Origin of the sequence: Thermoleptolyngbya sp. PKUAC-SCTB121 (genome assembly GCF_016919485.1) — a bacterium.
Classification (GTDB): domain Bacteria; phylum Cyanobacteriota; class Cyanobacteriia; order Elainellales; family Elainellaceae; genus Thermoleptolyngbya; species Thermoleptolyngbya sichuanensis.
Map to the genome: position 1 here is coordinate 4,253,128 of NZ_CP070366.1, position 19,206 is coordinate 4,272,333.

The following is a 19,206-nucleotide window of genomic DNA, read 5'->3' on the forward strand; positions in this document are numbered from 1 at the left end:
CTGTATCAGCCAGATGCAATCAGCGATCGCCCTATCGCCACCGCCCCCGCTCCAAAAGCCACTTGCTCCGAGCAGGTGGCGGCTGCCCAGTTTTGCCATCACACATCACTGCCCATGTAATCGGTGTCACCTCCCCCGTTGCCTCCAGATGGTGCGATCGCTGAAACGCCAACACTGCATCCTGGGTGTCACGGTCGAAGCAGTCTGTGCGACGAACCCGATAGCCATAAACCTGCAACAGCCCTTGCAGTTCCCTTACGTCTGACCCACAGTAACCCAGCCGCATCGTTCGCGCCCCTGGCTTTACCTTCGAGAGCAAAAGCGCCCAAGTGCGATCGCCCACAATGCCATCTACCCGTAAGCCATTGCGCCGCTGAAAATCACGCACCGCCGCCTCTGTAATCCAGCCAAAATCCCCATCCGTCCTCAGCTGATAGCCACAGGCACCCAAAAGCTCCTGCAAGTGGGCAACCAGCGGCCCCTGACTCCAAGGATAGAGACAACTCAGATCGATGCGGTCGTCATTAGGAGAATGTGCAAACTTTGGTGTCGCGTCCATGCGCCTTTCGCTCAGCCTTAGCTTTAATCATAGAACTTTGCCCCAAAGATGCCGAAGAGATTTAGATTTCGATCCAATTTCCCAACACTTCCTCCCCATCTCCCAAAGCAGGGTCATGCACCCAAGTTCAATCATTCAACCCAAGTCATCAATCCCCAGTTTCATTTCGACAGTTTCATTCCGACAATTTAATCGACTGTTGTGCCCAATACTTTCCATCTCTAAAGCAATCTGCGACTATCGTCTTGCCTATTGTTCTTAGAAATTAAAGAACACCTTTTTGGCTGAAATCTGTCTCCAGGTATCCCCTGGCACTCGTCCGTTCTGCAAAAAGTTGGATTACCTGTTTCTTCAAACTTTTCTGACATTCTTAAGATTTGACAGCATTTCACTATCAAGCGCTCTCAATAGCTTTCATGCTTTCACCGCTATAGAGCCTATAGAGGCTACCGAAAATCCTCTACTCCCAAACCCCTTTAGCCGCCTGGATGTTCTAAAAGCGGTGCTGTTTCAGAGAGTCGGAAAAGCAGTTGAAACATAACCGAATTGGAAAGTGGCTGGATTAGGCATACGTTTGAGTTTCAACCAATCCTCTCAGCGAAAACCTAAAGAGATGCTGTGTAATCTAACGATCCGTGGATTTTTAGCTAAGAGTTATTTCATCTGAAGTTTCGCTTGCTTTCAGATCCTCACTTGACCGTACTTGTCTTGCTTCACAGTTCAATGCGTTTGAGAGATAAACGAGATTATGGTAGCTTCCTCCGAAAGACCGACCGTCGAAACCTCAATTAGCAGCTTTGGCCTAGCCCGCTCTACGGTGCAGGGCACTCCCCTCAGCCCTGATGAGCTGTGGAAGATGCACGCCTTTTGGCGAGCCGCAAACTACTTGGCGCTGGGCATGATTTACCTGCGCGATAACCCACTCCTCCGGGAACCCCTCAAGGACGAACATATCAAGCAGCGCCTTTTGGGTCACTGGGGATCTAGCCCTGGCATCGCGTTTCTCTACACCCACCTCAACCGCATCATCAAGAAGTTTGACCAAGATATGCTGTTCATGGTCGGGCCCGGTCATGGCGCACCTGGCTTCCTTGGTCCCTGCTATCTGGAAGGCACCTATTCCCACTACTTCAGCCATTGCACCGAAGATGTCGAAGGAATGAAGCGCTTCTTCAAGCAGTTTTCCTTCCCCGGCGGCGTCGGCAGCCACTGCACTCCCGAAACACCCGGCTCCATCCATGAAGGCGGCGAACTGGGCTACAGCATTTCTCACGCTTTTGGCGCAGCTTTCGACAATCCAGACCTGATTGTGGTGACGATGCCTGGAGATGGTGAAGCTGAAACCGGCCCCCTGGCAACCTCCTGGCATTCCAACAAGTTCCTCAATCCGATCCGCGATGGCGCAGTGCTGCCCGTGCTGCACCTGAACGGCTACAAGATTAACAACCCGACCATCCTGGCGCGGATTAGCCACGAAGAGCTAGAGTCGCTGTTCCGGGGCTACGGCTGGACTCCTTACTTCGTCGAAGGCTCTGAGCCAGAATCTATGCACCAGGCGCTAGCGGCTACGCTGGATCATTGCGTGTCTGAAATTAAGCGGATTCAGCACGAGGCCCGCAGTAGTGGCGTTGCAACTCGCCCCCGCTGGCCGATGATCGTGCTGCGAACCCCCAAGGGCTGGACTTGTCCTGGCGAGATCGATGGGCACAAGGTCGAAGGCTTCTGGCGATCGCACCAAGTTCCGATGGGTTCTATGCACGGCAATGAAGAACACAAGCGCATCTTCGAGGAATGGATGCGGAGCTACAAGCCGGAAGAACTCTTTGATGAAAACGGCAAGGTCTTCCCCTACATCCGTGAGGTCGCGCCTGAAGGCAATAAGCGCCTTGGCTCGACTCCCTACGCCAACGGCGGTCTGCTGCGGCGTGAGTTAAATATGCCCGACTTCCGTCAGTACGGCATTCCGGTCGATCGCCCCGGTGTGGTCGAAGCCGAAAACACTCGTCCGCTAGGCGTGTTCCTGCGAGACGTGATGAAAAACAACATGAATAACTTCCGCATCTTTGGCCCCGACGAGAACACATCCAACAAGCTGAACGCGGTCTACGATGTCAGCAAAAAATTCTGGATTGCAGAATTCTTGCCTGAGGATTTGGATGGCGGTGAGCTATCCCCTGACGGTCGGGTGATGGAAATCCTCAGTGAACACACCCTGGAGGGTTGGCTGGAAGGCTACTTGCTCACAGGTCGCCACGGCTTTTTCTCTACCTATGAGTCCTTTGCCCACGTCATCGACTCGATGGTGGGTCAACACGCCAAGTGGCTGGAAATCTGCCGCCACATTAACTGGCGTGAAGAGGTGTCATCGCTCAATCTACTCATCACCTCCACAGTCTGGCGGCAAGACCACAACGGCTTCACTCACCAAGATCCGGGATTCTTGGACGTGATTCTAAACAAGAGTCCAGAAGTGGTGCGAATCTACCTGCCGCCGGATGTCAACTCGCTGCTGTCAGTAGCAAATCACTGCCTGCAAAGCGAGGACTATGTGAACGTCATCGTATCCGACAAGCAAATGCACTTGCAGTATCACGACATGGATGCTGCTGTTCGCAATTGCACCAAGGGCATTGATATCTGGGAGTGGGCTAGCACCGATGCGGGCGAAGAGCCGGACGTGGTGCTGGCGACGGCGGGCGATATTCCCACGAAAGAGTCTCTGGCCGCCTCGGTCATGCTGCGGGAAGCGTTCCCAGACTTGAAGATCCGCTTTGTCAATGTGATTGACCTGTTCAAGCTGACCCCTGCCACGGAGCATCCCCACGGGCTAAGCGACAGCGACTTTGACAGCTTGTTCACAACGGATAAGCCGATTATCTTCAACTTCCACGGCTACCCCTGGCTAATTCACCGCCTCACCTACCGCCGCACCAACCATGAAAACCTGCATGTGCGCGGCTACAAGGAGAAGGGCAATATCAACACGCCGCTGGAACTGGCGATTTGCAACCAGATTGACCGCTTTAGTATCGCAATTGATGTGATTGACCGAGTACCCAAGCTGAAGAATGCAGGGGCCCATACTAAGGAGCAACTCAAGGATGAGCAAATTGCCTGCCGCAACTATGCGTTTGAGCATGGGATTGACCGTCCCGATATTGTGAACTGGAAGTGGCCTTACTAGGTTCTTCGGGTTGATGCTGAACGGTCTATTGCCTACCGATTAAGTGTTCTGGGCAGTAGACCGTTTGTCTTTAGTTTTGAGATTCCGTACTGTTGGGAGTGCCATCTTGAAATGTTCTTAGAGTGAGCGATCGCCCCATCCGCAACCTTGCTTGCTAGCAGCATTTTCCGAACTTCAGGACTTCGTTCCCTTGGAGTTCCTTCTTGATCCCTACGAGCCTTAGAAATATCCAACTCATCCAGGATTTTTACCATGCAGACGTTACCCACCCCTCCTTCCGGCTCAGTGCAGATTGAAGACGATCGCACTGGGCTATCGATCGAAACCCTAAAACGGGCGTTTCTGGACAACCTGTTCTATATCCAGGGCAAGTTTCCAGCCCTCGCCAGCAAAAATGACTACTACATGGCGCTGGCCTACACCGTGCGCGATCGCCTCCTGCGCCGCTGGCTCAACACCGCCGAAACCTACACCAACACCCAGGCCCGCACCGTCTGCTACCTCTCCGCCGAATTCCTCATGGGCCCGCACCTGGGTAACAACCTGATTAACCTCGGCATCTACGACCAGATCAATCAAGCCATGACCGAACTGGGGCTAGATCTCAACGAACTACTCCAGCAGGAAGAAGAACCCGGTCTGGGCAACGGCGGTTTGGGTCGTCTCGCCGCCTGCTATCTCGACTCTCTAGCCACGCTAGAAATTCCCGCCCTCGGCTACGGCATTCGCTACGAATTCGGCATCTTCGACCAGGAAATTCGCGACGGCTGGCAGGTCGAAATCACGGACAAATGGCTGCGCTACGGCAACCCTTGGGAAATTGCTCGCCCAGATTGGGCTGTTGAGGTGAAATACGGCGGACACACCGAGTCCTTCATCGATGAGCATGGTAACTACCGCGTCCGCTGGGTTCCCTTCAAAGTCGTGAAAGGGCTTCCCTACGACACGCCGATCCTAGGCTACAAAGTCAACACTGCCAACACCCTCCGCCTGTGGTCTGCTGAAGCAACCGAATCCTTCGACTTTGGTGCCTTCAACTCCGGCGATTATTTCGGCGCAGTCCATCAAAAGAGCAACTCCGAAAACATCTCCAAAGTCCTCTATCCCAACGATGAGCAGTATCAAGGCAAGGTATTGCGGCTGGAGCAGCAGATGTTCTTCGTCTCTTGCTCTCTGCAAGACATGATTCGCATCCTCCAGATGCAAAATATGTCGCTGGAGAAGTTTCCCGAAAAATTCTCGGTGCAGTTGAATGACACCCATCCGGCGATCGCCGTCGCAGAACTCATGCGTCTGCTAATGGACGAACACGGAATGCAATGGGACAACGCCTGGAACATCACCACCCGCACCTTCGGCTACACCAACCACACCCTCCTCCCCGAAGCCCTAGAGCGCTGGCCCCTCAAGCTCTTCTCCGAACTGCTTCCTCGCCATATCGAAATCATCTACGAAATTAACCGCCGCTTCCTCGATGACGTACGCATCAAATTTCCCGACGACCCTGGCCGCCTCAGCCGCCTATCGCTTATCGACGAAAGCGGCGAAAAGTACGTCCGCATGGCAAACCTCGCCTGTGTCGGCAGCAGCGCCATCAACGGGGTCGCCGCACTCCACAGCGAACTGGTCAAACAGACCGTGCTAAAAGACTTCTACGACATGTACCCGGAGAAATTCACCAACGTCACCAACGGGGTCACTCCGCGTCGGTTCGTAGTGCTAAGCAATCCCCGCATGACCAGCCTCATTACCAGCAAAATCGGAGACAACTGGATTAAGCATCTCGACGAACTACGCCGCATTGAGCAGTTCGCAGACGATCCCGGATTCCGCTACGAATTCCGACAAATCAAACAAGCCATCAAACAAGACCTGGCAAACCACATCAAGTCGGAAACAGATGTCGAAGTCGATCCCTCATCTTTGTTCGATATTCAGGTAAAACGGATTCACGAATACAAGCGGCAGCATCTCAACGCACTCCACATCATCCACCTCTACAACCGCATTAAGGCAAATCCCAGCGCTGAAATCACGCCCCGTACCTTCTTATTCGGCGGCAAAGCAGCTCCGGGATACTACATGGCGAAGCTCATTATCAAATTCATCAACTCCATCGGAGAAGTGGTTAATCGCGATCCTGATGTCGCCGGACGGCTTAAGGTCGTTTTCCTCAAAGACTACAATGTAAAATTCGCCCAGCGAGTCTATCCAGCCGCCGACCTCTCAGAGCAGATTTCCACCGCAGGCAAAGAAGCCTCAGGCACAGGCAACATGAAGTTCTCCATGAATGGAGCGCTTACAATTGGCACGCTAGACGGCGCTAACGTCGAAATCCGTGAAGAAGTCGGAGCCGAAAACTTCTTCCTATTTGGTTTAACCACAGAAGAGGTCGCCGCCAAAAAAGCAGCAGGCTACAGACCAATAGACTACTACGAGAGCAATAACGACTTGCGCCAAGTCATCGACCGGATTGCCTCAGGCTTCTTCTCACACGGAGACACAGGTCTTTTCCGTCCGCTTGTAGACAACTTGCTCCACAAGGACGAATACCTACTCCTAGCAGACTATCAGTCCTACATCGATTGCCAAGAGCAAGTTAGTCAAGCCTATCGAAATTGGGATCACTGGACTCGCATGTCCATCCTCAACACAGCCCGCATGGGCAAATTCTCGTCCGATCGCTCGATCCGTGACTACTGCCAAAACATCTGGAAAGTGCAGCCCGTTCCCATCGAGCTAAAAGACTACACTCAAAGCTAATCAAACCCTGACAAAGCTCCCCGACTTCTTGTGGAGGAGCTTTGTTCAGAAAAACAAACACCCCCTCGGGTGATTACATCCGAGGGGGGTTGTATTATCGCCCTGGCACCGAGCTATTTTTGCAGGCAGCTACCCACCAACTATCTTCGCCGCAGGTGCGTTTCACAACTCAGTTCGGGATGGATGAGCGTGGTTCCACACCGCCATAGGCACCAGGAAACTCATTGGGCTGTCTAGACTCTCTTCCACGCGAGAAATCTTCTTTCCAGAAGACCCCGCTAAAAGAGGGAACCCAGAAGGCTGCATAGAAAATCGTCTAGACACACACTTAAATTCAAGACACGAAACAGAGGTCAAGCCCTCGGTCTGTTAGTACTCCTCGACTTCATACATCACTGCACTTCCATCTAGAGCCTATTAACCCGTGTTCTGCGGGTGACCTTACTGGCTTTTGCCATGAGAGTACTCATCTTGAGGTGGGCTTCCCACTTAGATGCTTTCAGCGGTTATCCGCTCCGCCCATGGCTACCCTGCGTCTACCGTTGGCACGATAACAGGTACACCAGCGGGGCGTTCCTCCCGGTCCTCTCGTACTAAGGAGGAATCCTCTCAATACTCTTGCGCCTGCACCGGATATGGACCGAACTGTCTCACGACGTTCTGAACCCAGCTCACGTACCGCTTTAATGGGCGAACAGCCCAACCCTTGGGACGTACTACCGCCCCAGGTTGCGATGAGCCGACATCGAGGTGCCAAACCTCCGCGTCGATGTGAACTCTTGGCGGAGATCAGCCTGTTATCCCTAGAGTAACTTTTATCCGTTTAGCGACGGCCCTTCCACACAGTGCCGTCGGATCACTAAGGCCGTGTTTCCACCCTGCTCGAGATGTTCCTCTCGCAGTCAAGCGCTCTTCTGCCTTTACACTCTACGGCTGATTTCCAACCAGCCTGAGAGCACCTTTGCGCGCCTCCGTTACCATTTAGGAGGCGACCGCCCCAGTCAAACTGCCCGCCTGAAACGGTCCCTCTCCCCGTTGAGGGGCTAAGGTTAGAATTCTAGCCTCACCAGAGTGGTATCTCACCGTTGGCTCCACACTCCCCACAAGGAATGCTTCATCGCCTCCCACCTATCCTGCGCAAGCAAAGCCCGAACCCAATTCCAGGTTACAGTAAAGCTTCATAGGGTCTTTCTGTCCAGGTGCAGGTAGTCCGTATCTTCACAGACACTCCTATTTCGCCGAGCCTCTCTCCGAGACAGCGCCCAGATCGTTACGCCTTTCGTGCGGGTCGGAACTTACCCGACAAGGAATTTCGCTACCTTAGGACCGTTATAGTTACGGCCGCCGTTCACCGGGGCTTCGGTCGCCAGCTTTGGGTTTCCCCTAACCGACTTCCTTAACCTTCCGGCACTGGGCAGGCGTCAGCCCCCATACCTCGTCTTACGACTTTGCGGAGACCTGTGTTTTTGGTAAACAGTCGCCTGGGCCTCTTCACTGCGACCCCCTCGCGGGGGCACCCCTTCTCCCGAAGTTACGGGGCCATTTTGCCGAGTTCCTTAGAGAGAGTTATCTCGCGCCCTTTGGTATTCTCAACCATCCCACCTGTGTCGGTTTCGGGTACGGGCAATAGTGAATTAACGTGGTTCGGGCTTTTCTAGGAAGCCTGACATCACACACTTCGGAGACGTATCTCCTCGTACTCACGCCTCAACTCGGAACGTTTTCACCGCTCCTCATCGCCTCGGACGCTTGAACCAGTAACCAACCTCTGGCTGTGTTAGCCTTCTCCGTCCCTCTGCACAACTACACATCGGTACAGGAATATTAACCTGTTGTCCATCGACTACGTCCTTCGACCTCGCCTTAGGACCCGACTAACCCTCCGCGGACGAGCCTTCCGGAGGAACCCTTGGGATTTCGGGGCATTGGATTCTCACCAATGTTTGCGCTACTCAAGCCGACATTCTCACTTCTGCTTCGTCCACACCTGCTTCCGCTGATGCTTCTAACTACTACAGAACGCTCCCCTACCGATACATCGATAGATATATCCCACAGCTTCGGTACATCGCTTAGTCCCGTTCATTTTCGGCGCAGGAGCGCTTGACCAGTGAGCTATTACGCACTCTTTTAAGGGTGGCTGCTTCTAGGCAAACCTCCTGGTTGTCTATGCACTCCCACCTCCTTTGCCACTTAGCGATGATTTGGGGACCTTAGCTGGTGGTCTGGGCTGTTTCCCTCTTGACGATGGAGCTTATCCCTCACCGTCTCACTGGCAGAGTGTACACGGGGTATTCAGAGTTTGACTCGATTTGGTACCGCTCTCGCAGCCCGCACCGAATCAGTGCTTTACCCCCCCGCTATAATCTCTACCGCTGCGCCTCAACACATTTCGGGGAGAACCAGCTAGCTCCCGGTTCGATTGGCATTTCACCCCTAACCACAGCTCATCCGCTGATTTTTCAACATCAGTCGGTTCGGACCTCCACTTGGCTTTACCCAAGCTTCATCCTGGCCATGGTTAGATCACCGGGGTTCGGGTCTATAAACACTGACTGTCGCCCTTATCAGACTCGCTTTCGCTTTGGCTTCGCCATTCTCGGCTTAACCTGCCAGTGCCTATAAGTCGCCGGCTCATTCTTCAACAGGCACACCGTCACCCGTTTAATCGGGCTTCGATTGCTTGTAGGCTGACGGTTTCATGTTCTATTTCACTCCCCTCCCGGGGTTCTTTTCACCTTTCCCTCGCGGTACTGGTTCACTATCGGTCACACAGGAGTATTTAGCCTTTCGAGGTGGTCCTCGATGATTCAACCGGAATTCCACGTGCTCCGGCCTACTCGGGATTCAGCTAGTATCTTTAAGCTTTCGACTACAGGACTTTCACCTTCTCTGGTGCAGTATTCAGCTGCTTCGTCTAGCCGCTAGAGTCCATGTCGCTGTCCCACAACCCCAGGAGTTAAAACCCCTGGTTTAGGCTCTTCCCGCTTCGCTCGCCGCTACTAAGGGAATCGAGTTTTCTTTCTCTTCCTCCAGCTACTAAGATGTTTCAATTCGCTGGGTTCGCTCTTTCCACCCTATGGATTCAGGTGGTAGTACTTGGGGTTGCCCCATTCGGAAACCCACGGATCAATGCTTGCTTCCAGCTCCCCGTGGCTTATCGCAGGTAACCGCGTCCTTCTTCGCCTCTGTGTGCCTAGGTATCCACCATCAGCCCTTTGTAGCTTGACCACTTTTTCGCTTTCGTCTTGCTTACATTGGTGTCTGTGATAGTGACAGCTTTAATTGACAGCAGGCTGTTATTCTTCCGCCAACTTTCGCTGTCTGCTACCTGACAATTTTCTATGCAGTTTTCAAGGTTCTGGCTGGTTTAATCCAGCAGGCTCTCTTGGTCTTCCTTAACTCGGTGAACAAGATAAGTTGCTGAACTAAGTAAGCGGACTACTAAACAAACTGCCTGCTAAGCAAGCTGCATTCTAAGCAAGTTAACTAGCTATCGCCTCATGAGGATTCAAGATTCCTCAGTGGAGGTTAGCGGACTCGAACCGCTGACATCCTGCTTGCAAAGCAGGCGCTCTACCAACTGAGCTAAACCCCCATACGAAAATCAGAGAATTGAAGAACGAAGAAAAAATAATAAAAGAACTAGAGCAAAAGCTGAAACCTAGTGCAACCTAAACAGTTCTTAAGGCTCCAAGCAAAACTTAAAGACCCGTTACAGAACAGACTTCGTTACAGAAAAGGCTTCGTAGACTTCGTTACAGAGGCTTTGCTTGCTCTTATCTCTTTTACCTCTTCATTCTTCGCTTTTCCCTTTTTCAAAGGTGGGCCATCCTGGACTCGAACCAGGGACCTCACCCTTATCAGGGGTGCGCTCTAACCACCTGAGCTAATAGCCCATAAACCGAACCAGTATAGTTTGGAAGCCTATCTGTAATCCGAACGACCTTGGGATGACCGACTTTGAATCTATTTGCACTGTGCGTTCGACTCTAAAGTGGGTAGGTCTCCCTTAAAGGAGGTGATCCAGCCACACCTTCCGGTACGGCTACCTTGTTACGACTTCACCCCAGTCATCAGCCCTGCCTTCGGCGTCCTCCTCCCGAGGGTTGGAGTAACGACTTCGGGCGTGGCCAACTCCCATGGTGTGACGGGCGGTGTGTACAAGGCCCGGGAACGTATTCACCGCAGTATGCTGACCTGCGATTACTAGCGATTCCTCCTTCATGCAGGCGAGTTGCAGCCTGCAATCTGAACTGAGCCACGGTTTATGGGATTAGCTTGCTCTCGCGAGCTTGCAACCCTTTGTCCGCAGCATTGTAGTACGTGTGTAGCCCAGGACGTAAGGGGCATGCTGACTTGACGTCATCCCCACCTTCCTCCGGTTTGTCACCGGCAGTCTCGCTAGAGTGCCCAACTCAATGCTGGCAACTAACGACGAGGGTTGCGCTCGTTGCGGGACTTAACCCAACATCTCACGACACGAGCTGACGACAGCCATGCACCACCTGTGTTCGCGCTCCCGAAGGCACCTCTCACTTTCGCAAGAGTTCGCGACATGTCAAGCCCTGGTAAGGTTCTTCGCGTTGCATCGAATTAAACCACATACTCCACCGCTTGTGCGGGCCCCCGTCAATTCCTTTGAGTTTCACACTTGCGTGCGTACTCCCCAGGCGGACAACTTAACGCGTTAGCTCCGGCACTGCCCGGGTCGATACGGGCAACACCTAGTTGTCATCGTTTACAGCTAGGACTACAGGGGTATCTAATCCCTTTCGCTCCCCTAGCTTTCGTCCCTCAGTGTCAGTTCAGGCCCAGTCACGCGCTTTCGCCGCTGGTGTTCTTCCCAATATCTACGCATTTCACCGCTACACTGGGAATTCCCGTGACCCCTACCGAACTCTAGTCAACCAGTTTCCACTGCCGATATGCGGTTAAGCCGCACGCTTTAACAGCAGACTTGATTAACCACCTGCGGACGCTTTACGCCCAATAATTCCGGATAACGCTTGCATCCTCCGTATTACCGCGGCTGCTGGCACGGAGTTAGCCGATGCTGATTCATTGGGTACCGTCAGTGCTTCTTCCCCAATAAAAGAGGTTTACGACCCAAAAGCCTTCCTCCCTCACGCGGTATTGCTCCGTCAGGCTTGCGCCCATTGCGGAAAATTCCCCACTGCTGCCTCCCGTAGGAGTCTGGGCCGTGTCTCAGTCCCAGTGTGGCTGATCATCCTCTCAGACCAGCTACCGATCATCGCCTTGGTAAGCTCTTACCTCACCAACTAGCTAATCGGACGCGAGCTCATCTACAGGCACATTAAGCTTTTACCTCTCGGCACATCCGGTATTAGCAGTCGTTTCCAACTGTTGTCCCGAACCTGTAGGCAGATTCTCACGCGTTACTCACCCGTCCGCCACTAGGCTCCGAAAAGCCCCGTTCGACTTGCATGTGTTAAGCATACCGCCAGCGTTCATCCTGAGCCAGGATCAAACTCTCCATGGTGTTGTCCATTTAGAGTTTTTTGGCTCCAGAACTCTCGTTCCGGTTTGAGATTATCTAAATAATCTCCTTGTGTTTCGTTAATTCAGAAAAGTCATTCCCTCGTCTCTCGACTCTTCAGGCAAAATCAATCCCTAAAAACTAGTTCAAGAACTAGTCCCTAAATATCAATTTCCCTGAAAAATCTCTGAAACCTCAGAAATAACTCCCCCAATATTTGCATTAACGGGTCACAGATGCTATTCTGGCTTCCAAACTATTATCTTTTCTAGGTTCGGGCGGCGAGACTTTAGCCTTGCTTCGCCTTCACTCCGCTTCGGCTGTCCTCCCGACCGCTTTACTAATGTAGCCCTATCTCCCTATAACTGTCAACTACTCTCTCAAAAAAAACTCCCAAAACTTGAAAGCCCCAACAAATAAGGGGTTGAGGAGGCTAGTACGGGGCGATCGCCCCTGATTCCCGTCTTCATCTTCAAAAAAATCCTCAAGAAATCTAGGAGCGGATAGTTAGGCTCACATTTTTTCTATGCTCTTGCCAAGGTTTTAAGCCGAGTTCCCTGAAGAAGGGATTGGGGTGAGTGGTCATAATGCAGAAAACGGCTGGATAATCCCAGAGCTTATCTGGTTCTCCAGCCGCCTCAAGCTTTGTGCAGGCAATGTGATTAGAAGAGATTAGAGCAGGCTATTTAACCGTTGCACTTGAGTATCCATCTTCCGCTGCTTGATGTAGCGATAGGTTTCTGCAAGTTCCAGGGCGAACTGATCTTCGATGGCTTCGGCAGCCTGACGATTTGGGTAGGCGATGAAGATTGCGGCTCCTCGTTCTGACTGGAAGAGTGTGGTTGACAACTCTTGAAGAAGAGGCTCGTCGAAGGCTAAGCAGCCAATCCCCATTGATTCGGCCTCTAAGACTCTCATTTTGGCTTTGTGTCGAATAAATGCTCGAACTGGGTACGAATCGCTAGCAAGTTCCATAGGGCGTGAGGAGGGTCTGTGAAAATGGCTGTCGCGTTAGGATGCAGATGCTTCAGCTTGAGAGCTAGATTTTCTATCGCCTCAGAATGAGTAGAGAATTCGCGCGAAGAAAGAGCACTCTAAAGTGCTGCAATACCTTGATCAATAGCTTAAGAGAAGCTTAAGAAGTGACTAGGATAACAGCTAGATTGCCCCGTGTGTAGATGGCGATCGCATTCAGACATAAAAATTAATAGTCATGTCTTGTATTAGTCTTTACAAAAAATTTGCTCTTATGTCGCTCCTCTCTCATGTCTGGCTCTGTTTTTAGAGCAAGGTCAAGCCTCAACCCCAGCTTTACCAATCCTTATCTACAGCCTTAAGTTCTCCGCTTGAGGTGTGGCCAATTATTCACCAGCCACAACATGTAGTTTGATCGTATGGCCGCAAAAAACTGGTAGGTCACGAAGACCTACCAGCGAGTTCAAGCTTCAGGAGTGACCCTAGAGCAGGTGGCTAGCTCACATGCTCTGGGGAAATGGTACGAACCAATCGTCGCTTAGACCTCTTTGTAGACTTGCAGCAGCGTGCCAGAGATGTAGCCGTAGCCCAAGATGAACTGGCTGCATTCGTGTTCGGCAGGGCCAATTTCGGCTGTGGCGGAAACCACATACAAACCGGGGGTGAGTCCTGCTTTTTTGGGCACTTCAGACAGCTTCACTTCGTACTCATAGACATCCTTCTGGGTTGTAATTTCCGCTAGGAGGTCAATTTCCGTAGCCTTCCGGCCTTGGCCTTCAAAGTGGAAGTTCATCGAGATTTGGGTGCCCAGGCACATCAGCAGCGATGATAGGGGGGTTCGGTTGAATACGATTTTCACGCTTGAAACGAACTCTTCATCAGCCGCGATGATGTACGGAGACTGTCCAGGAGCGACGTAGGTGGGGGGCACAGGCAGATCGGCCGTCCCTTCTACACGCAGCTCAGACAGTTCAAACATCACTGGGCCCAGAATGCTACGGGAGTAGGTTTCTGTTTCTGCGTATTGGGGAGGTTGGGCCCCGACCGGAGGCGCAACAGCCGCAGCAGCTTCAGCACGCATTGCTTTGGAGGGAGAACAAACAGTAGCCATAATTAAAGTTCCTCAACAGGTTGATAGTGTGTGGTTGAAAGCCTTGGCAGATAAACGTTCTGACGTTTTTCCTTGGCTTACTCAACTGAAACCAATATGGCACTGACGGTTGGGCGATACAGTCCCCTGGCAAGGTACTTTTTTGGGTGTGCAGTTTGGAGTGCAGTTTTAGGCGTGTAATTTTGAACGAGATTTCGTAAGCTTTCGAGACGTTTCGAGGGGGCTACTGTTTTCAATCCAGCCGAAATCGGCTAATTATTAACGAGTGTTGATCTGCGTTGACGAAAGTCAACGAGCGTGGATTAGCTTGCAGTCTGTTCCAGATTGAACTGTGATTAGCTTTAAAACTTCTAACTCTGTGGCGGCGATCGCCAGCTTTTTTCTCTCTCTGCCTGTCGCTGGTTTGGTCAACCCTCCTCTGGCCATCGCCCAGATTGAAAATTCTGGCACTACGGCCCGACAACTGACTCCTCAGCAGCGACTAGAGCAAAGTCGGCGGGTAAATGAACTCGTACGGCAGGGGCGCGACCTGATGCGATCGCGCAATTTTAGCGAGGCGATCGCCATCTACGAGCAGGCCGCAGCACTAGAACCAAACAACGCCCGCATCCACTCTGCGATTGGCTTCGCTCATGCCCAGGAGCGTAACTATGCGGCAGCCGTGTCGGCCTATCGTCGGGCGATCGAGCTAGATGGCAACAACGCCAACTTTCACTACGCGCTTGGCTTTTGTCTGGCCAACCTGGGGGACAACGCAGGGGCCGCTGAATCCTATCGTCGAGCCGTCGCGCTGGATTCTAATAACCTAGACGCGAATTTGGGTCTGGGCGTGGTTTTAACTCGCCTGCAAGACTATGACGGAGCGCTAGCCGCCTATCGACGAGCCGCGACGCTGCGCGGCGCAAACAGTGCCCGCATTTATGAATCGATGGGTGAGGTACTGCTGCTGGCTGCCCGCTATCGAGATGCCGCAGAGATGCTGCAACAAGCCGCCGATTTGGCTCCTAGGCGGGCTGAGGTACAGGCCAATTTGGGAGTGGCACTGGTCAACTCAGGACGGGTGCAGGATGGGCTGAATGCACTGCGTCGAGCCGCCGAGCTAGAACCTCGAAATGCTGATATTTATCTGCAAATCGGGGACTTGTATCGCGCCCAAGGCAATATGCAAGAGGCGATCGCCTTTTATCAACGGGCAACTTTTGCCGAGCCGAATTCAGTCGATGCCCATTCGACCTTGGGCAACTTGCTGTTGGAACAGGGGAATTATCTCCAGGCAATCATTACATTTCGGCGGCTAACAGAACTGGAGCCAGAAAGTGGAGATGCGTTTTATAGGCTTGGCGTGGCGCTAAAGGAGCGCGATCGCCGGAACGAGGCCCTTGCCGCCTTTCGCAGTGCCCTCCAGCTTTACGAGCAGCAGGGCAACGCAGAGGGCGCGGCACAAGCCGAATCTATGATCAAAAAGCTGGATTGACGCGGCGCAACGTTCTTAGTGTAAAACTTAGTCGAGTTGTCAAGCCAGACTACCTTCTCATTGCCCTGGTCACACAACAAATTAAACCTTTAATCAGAAAGGGTGGGACGCAGTGCGCCTCACCCTTTTTAACTCGTTAAGCTTAACTCGCTAAGCTCTGAATTTATCCAAGACGATGGACTGAACACCTTTGATAAATACCCAGTTTTGCCTCAAGACACCGCGCCCGATAGCACGGTCTGATCAAACGCTTCCCGATTCGGAAATACTTCAAACACCTGATCCATACTGGTCAGCTCAAACAAAATCTTAACTTGTTCGCCAATCGAGCAGAAAGACAGCCGCTTACCAGCAGCCCGCACCTTTTTGTGGGCGCTTGCCAAAGCACCCAGCCCAGAACTATCCATAAACGTCACTTTCTCTAAGTCCACCAAAATGACGGAAGCGCCGGTTTCCAGAGCCTCACCAATTTGCTGATGGAAGGCATCTACCTGGGTGCCATCTAGAATGCCAGAAAGCTCAATAACTTTAATCATGTTTCCAGTTTGACAAGGGTTTAAGGATTGAGGCGTGCGGCTGCCAGGATGTTAACCAAAATGCACATAGCCTCTGCACGTTCTATGAAGATGCAGAGCCAGGGCATTAAATTTTGGTGAACCCACGCTGCAACCCCAGCATATGCAATGGGTGAGCGCGCAGACCCATACGGAGAATACGGATCTATGGCTACGCGGCTTATTAAGCACTCCTCTAAACTGGCATAGCTGTGAACGAATTGCCACTAAGTTAGATACAGTCCCCTACGTGTTGCTACCAAAATGATTTTTTAGTGACGGTCAAATGCTTGATGGACAAGGCGATCGCTAAAATTAAAGAGTTGGTGAATAGACCTTCAAATTTATGATGTTCAAGGATGTGGTGTGGACGATTGACGCAGGTTGGAAGCGGTGGCTCAGGGCGATCGCCCTGCTTTTTTTGGTCGGCTTATTAACCGGGTGCAGCGCAACGGCTGCCTCTGGCCCAGAGTCTTCCAGCGTACACACCACCACCCGTCAGGACTCCTCTCATCTCCCATCATCCCCCTCTCGCTCCTTTGGAACATCCACACCGCTCCCGGCAGAAGTCGCAGCCCGCATCAAGACCACGCTAGCGGAGAAAACGGGTCTTTCAACAGCGCAAATGACGCTGAGCAACGTCAGCCCCCAAACCTGGAATAATGCTTGCCTGGGTGCCGCAGAACCTGACGAGGTTTGTGCTGAGGTCATGACTCCTGGCTATAGGGTCACAGTTTCCACACCTCAAGGGAAATATCACGTCCACACCGATCAATCTGGCAGCAGGGTGCGGGTTGAATGAATCTGACCTGGGAGATATGCAGAGCAGAGATATACATAGCAAGGTGCATGAGCAGCAAGGTGCATGAGCCAAACGCAGCCCATGCACCTTGTTATAGATTTATTTGCTATAGATTTATTTTGCTGGAGCCTCTTTAGGGCGTGATAGGCTGCCCGCCGTTAGACGGTGCAACAGGAACCACGTCGGGAACGGGAACGGCCGTCGTCCTCGGAGGCACAGCACTCGGATAGGCAATGTCGGGAATGTCAATGACTGGACGATCCAGCGCGATCATCAGTTGAGAATCGGACTGGGAAATCACGTTGACATGCGGGGAAAGATAGCTCGGAGCCACCACCGTCGTCACTGCGCCTGCAAACAGCGCTGCTGCCGCCGCCATGCCGCCCCAGGCCACAGTACGCTTTGGCTTACGCTCCAGCCGCTTCATCACCTGGCTGACCGTCTGTTCGACGGGGCGCTCGGCAGGAACAGGGAGGGTGCGTAGCCCATGCAACCCTTGACGCAGCTTGAGGAGGCGAGCATAAAGCTGTTGTGCAGAAGCGTCGCTGGCAAGCCATGCCTCAATCTGGCGGCGATCGCTCGCAGAGACTTCGCCATCTAGATAGGCGCTCAATAACTCAAAGCGATCGCGCTTCAAATGGTCAATCGGCTCTACAGGTGAACGATGCGCCCATTCTGGGGGCAGACCGCTCCCAGAGGCAGGGCGAGAGGCACGCTGCCGGGGAGTTTTACCGTCGTTAATATCAGGCATCATGGTCAAATCAATCAAGGACTCAGAATCGAGAGCAAACCGCTAAACCGATGAGTCAATGCACAGGGCTAGTGTGCAAAGGTTATGCACAATCGCGAGAGGATAGAGTTCCAACATTGAGTTCAGACCTTACTCAGATCATAAGGGGAATCATAAGGGAAATATAGTAAAACCAGCCTCAGCCTCTAGTTGCACACACTACATGCCGAACCAGAACTTCGACGCGATCGCCCATTGTTTCCCTCAATCCTCCACAACACGGGTGGAGAGATATCCCTCAGCTGTCCAGATAGGTCTGGAGCTGATACTGAAGCCGCTGACGCGCTCTGGCAATTCTAGACTTCACCGTGCCCAGAGACACACCCGTAATTTCAGCGATTTCTTCGTAGGCCATGCCTTCAATTTCCCTCAGCACGATTGTGGTGCGGAAGACTTCTGGCAAATCGGCGATCGCTGCCCGCAATTGGTCATAGAACTCGCGTGTAACCAAATCTTCGGAGGGCCCTGGCCCGTCCGACGCAAGCTCCCAATCCATCTCGCCATCGTCTAGCGTGCGCGGTGCGTCTAGCGAGAGAGGGCTATCGACCCGCTTCCGCTTCCGCAGTTCGTCATAAAACAGGTTGGTGGCAATTCGGCTGAGCCAGCCCCGAAACTTTTCTGGCTCTTGCAACCGACTAACGTTGCGATAGACCCGAATCCACACCTCCTGCGCCAAATCGGCCCGGTCTGACCAGTCGGGCGCAAGGTGATACAACACCTTGTCCACATGAGACTGATAGCGCCGAATTAATTCCGCAAACGCCGTCTTGCTTGGCCGTAGCCCTGCCTGACATTGCAGAATCAAATCGTAGTTCGACAGAGACTCTGCCGGAACCTTGGCCTGGGGCGCAGATGCCCCAACGGCAGACCAGGACGCAGACATAGACTCGCTCATGGGCAACGCTTGGCTTTGGGAGATGACACTTCTAGATGACGCTTGCATATCGGTGATGTTCCTACCGGAGTTGCAAAAGTTGCTTTGGCTTGGGTCAGGAGTGCAGGGTTCCACAGGCAAAGCGGTGTAAAGGGCAGCGATCGCACTGGCTTCAAAGTCCTTGTATAGCAACGACTGTCGCCTTCGCAGCCTAAATCTACCGCGATCGCCCCTGGCACAATTGGCCAGATGGACGGATTTTCAATCTGCACAACCCTGGGGCCCAATTCGCATTTCTTTTTCATCCGCACCGCTGTTTGTCAAAACCGGATCATTTTAGAGATAACGGCTTCTCTCCATTCCGCCAAACAACATCCCCCTGGAAATCGCCCCACGCCCGATAAATCGGTGAATTGGCAATCCAAAATCCAAAATTCAAAATCACCCCCAGTCCCTTCATTTCAAAGGCCCAGCTTCAGGGTTGGAGATTTTTCCTTGGGCATCGGCAACCATAGGACAGCGCCCCCCGCTGTCCCAAGGTTTAGGCGACATTCACTTCTCAGCAAAGATACCAACCATGCAGTATCAATTGCTGCGAGACAGCATGATAGAAACTTGCA

At 52.5% G+C, this 19,206-nt stretch carries 10 protein-coding genes, 2 tRNA genes and 3 rRNA genes; 4 read left to right on the forward strand and 11 right to left on the reverse strand.

What is annotated here, in order from left to right:
• Nucleotides 1-31: 31 nt before the first annotated feature.
• On the reverse strand, nucleotides 32-559 hold the full coding sequence (locus JTM80_RS17420; protein ID WP_172358160.1) for a peptidoglycan-binding protein: 528 nt from the start codon (nucleotides 557-559) through the stop codon (nucleotides 32-34).
• A 748-nt stretch (nucleotides 560-1,307) separates the two neighbouring features.
• Between JTM80_RS17420 and JTM80_RS17425 the strand changes: the two genes are divergently transcribed.
• Nucleotides 1,308-3,743 (forward strand): phosphoketolase, encoded by a 2,436-nt coding sequence (locus tag JTM80_RS17425; protein ID WP_172358161.1) that lies wholly within the window; start codon nucleotides 1,308-1,310, stop codon nucleotides 3,741-3,743.
• Between the two features lie 252 nt (nucleotides 3,744-3,995).
• The gene (locus JTM80_RS17430; RefSeq protein ID WP_172358162.1) at nucleotides 3,996-6,506 is read left to right on the forward strand and encodes a glycogen/starch/alpha-glucan phosphorylase; all 2,511 of its coding nucleotides are present in this window, start codon (nucleotides 3,996-3,998) and stop codon (nucleotides 6,504-6,506) included.
• Nucleotides 6,507-6,606: 100 nt separating this feature from the next.
• On the opposite strand, the gene rrf is transcribed toward JTM80_RS17430, so the two are convergent.
• The 7 genes from rrf to JTM80_RS17465 form a co-directional block, all read right to left on the reverse strand.
• Nucleotides 6,607-6,723 (reverse strand): 5S ribosomal RNA (rrf, locus tag JTM80_RS17435).
• A 132-nt stretch (nucleotides 6,724-6,855) separates the two neighbouring features.
• Nucleotides 6,856-9,737: ribosomal RNA gene (locus JTM80_RS17440) — 23S ribosomal RNA — on the reverse strand.
• Between the two features lie 294 nt (nucleotides 9,738-10,031).
• Nucleotides 10,032-10,104 (reverse strand) — tRNA-Ala (locus JTM80_RS17445).
• A gap of 227 nt (nucleotides 10,105-10,331) precedes the next feature.
• Nucleotides 10,332-10,405: transfer RNA gene (locus JTM80_RS17450), tRNA-Ile, on the reverse strand.
• A gap of 115 nt (nucleotides 10,406-10,520) precedes the next feature.
• Nucleotides 10,521-12,009: ribosomal RNA gene (locus JTM80_RS17455) — 16S ribosomal RNA — on the reverse strand.
• The 16S, 23S and 5S rRNA genes sit together here with 2 tRNA genes alongside, the layout of an rRNA operon.
• A 669-nt stretch (nucleotides 12,010-12,678) precedes the next feature.
• Nucleotides 12,679-12,855 carry a hypothetical protein gene (locus JTM80_RS17460; RefSeq protein ID WP_205369955.1) on the reverse strand — a complete coding sequence of 59 codons (177 nt, stop codon included), beginning with the start codon at nucleotides 12,853-12,855 and terminating at the stop codon, nucleotides 12,679-12,681.
• A 664-nt stretch (nucleotides 12,856-13,519) separates the two neighbouring features.
• Complete coding sequence (locus tag JTM80_RS17465; protein ID WP_225906668.1) at nucleotides 13,520-14,092, reverse strand: hypothetical protein; 573 nt, start codon at nucleotides 14,090-14,092, stop codon at nucleotides 13,520-13,522.
• Nucleotides 14,093-14,423: 331 nt separating this feature from the next.
• On the opposite strand from JTM80_RS17465, the gene JTM80_RS17470 reads away from it, so the two are divergent.
• Nucleotides 14,424-15,566, forward strand: coding sequence for a tetratricopeptide repeat protein (locus JTM80_RS17470; RefSeq protein WP_172355019.1), 1,143 nt, complete (start codon nucleotides 14,424-14,426; stop codon nucleotides 15,564-15,566).
• A 212-nt stretch (nucleotides 15,567-15,778) separates the two neighbouring features.
• Here JTM80_RS17470 and JTM80_RS17475 read toward each other — a convergent pair whose 3' ends face one another.
• The gene (locus JTM80_RS17475) at nucleotides 15,779-16,102 is read right to left on the reverse strand and encodes an STAS domain-containing protein (protein ID WP_172355021.1); all 324 of its coding nucleotides are present in this window, start codon (nucleotides 16,100-16,102) and stop codon (nucleotides 15,779-15,781) included.
• Nucleotides 16,103-16,466: 364 nt separating this feature from the next.
• On the opposite strand from JTM80_RS17475, the gene JTM80_RS17480 reads away from it, so the two are divergent.
• Nucleotides 16,467-16,922 carry a hypothetical protein gene (locus JTM80_RS17480; protein ID WP_172355023.1) on the forward strand — a complete coding sequence of 152 codons (456 nt, stop codon included), beginning with the start codon at nucleotides 16,467-16,469 and terminating at the stop codon, nucleotides 16,920-16,922.
• A 133-nt stretch (nucleotides 16,923-17,055) separates the two neighbouring features.
• On the opposite strand, the gene JTM80_RS17485 is transcribed toward JTM80_RS17480, so the two are convergent.
• Together JTM80_RS17485 and JTM80_RS17490 are read right to left on the reverse strand one after the other, a co-directional pair.
• A complete protein-coding gene (locus JTM80_RS17485; protein WP_225906669.1) occupies nucleotides 17,056-17,676 on the reverse strand; it encodes an anti-sigma factor in 621 nt (206 codons plus the stop codon).
• Nucleotides 17,677-17,950: 274 nt separating this feature from the next.
• Entirely contained in the window at nucleotides 17,951-18,607 is a 657-nt protein-coding gene (locus JTM80_RS17490; protein ID WP_172355025.1) for a sigma-70 family RNA polymerase sigma factor, read from the reverse strand.
• Between the last annotated feature and the right edge of the window lie 599 nt (nucleotides 18,608-19,206).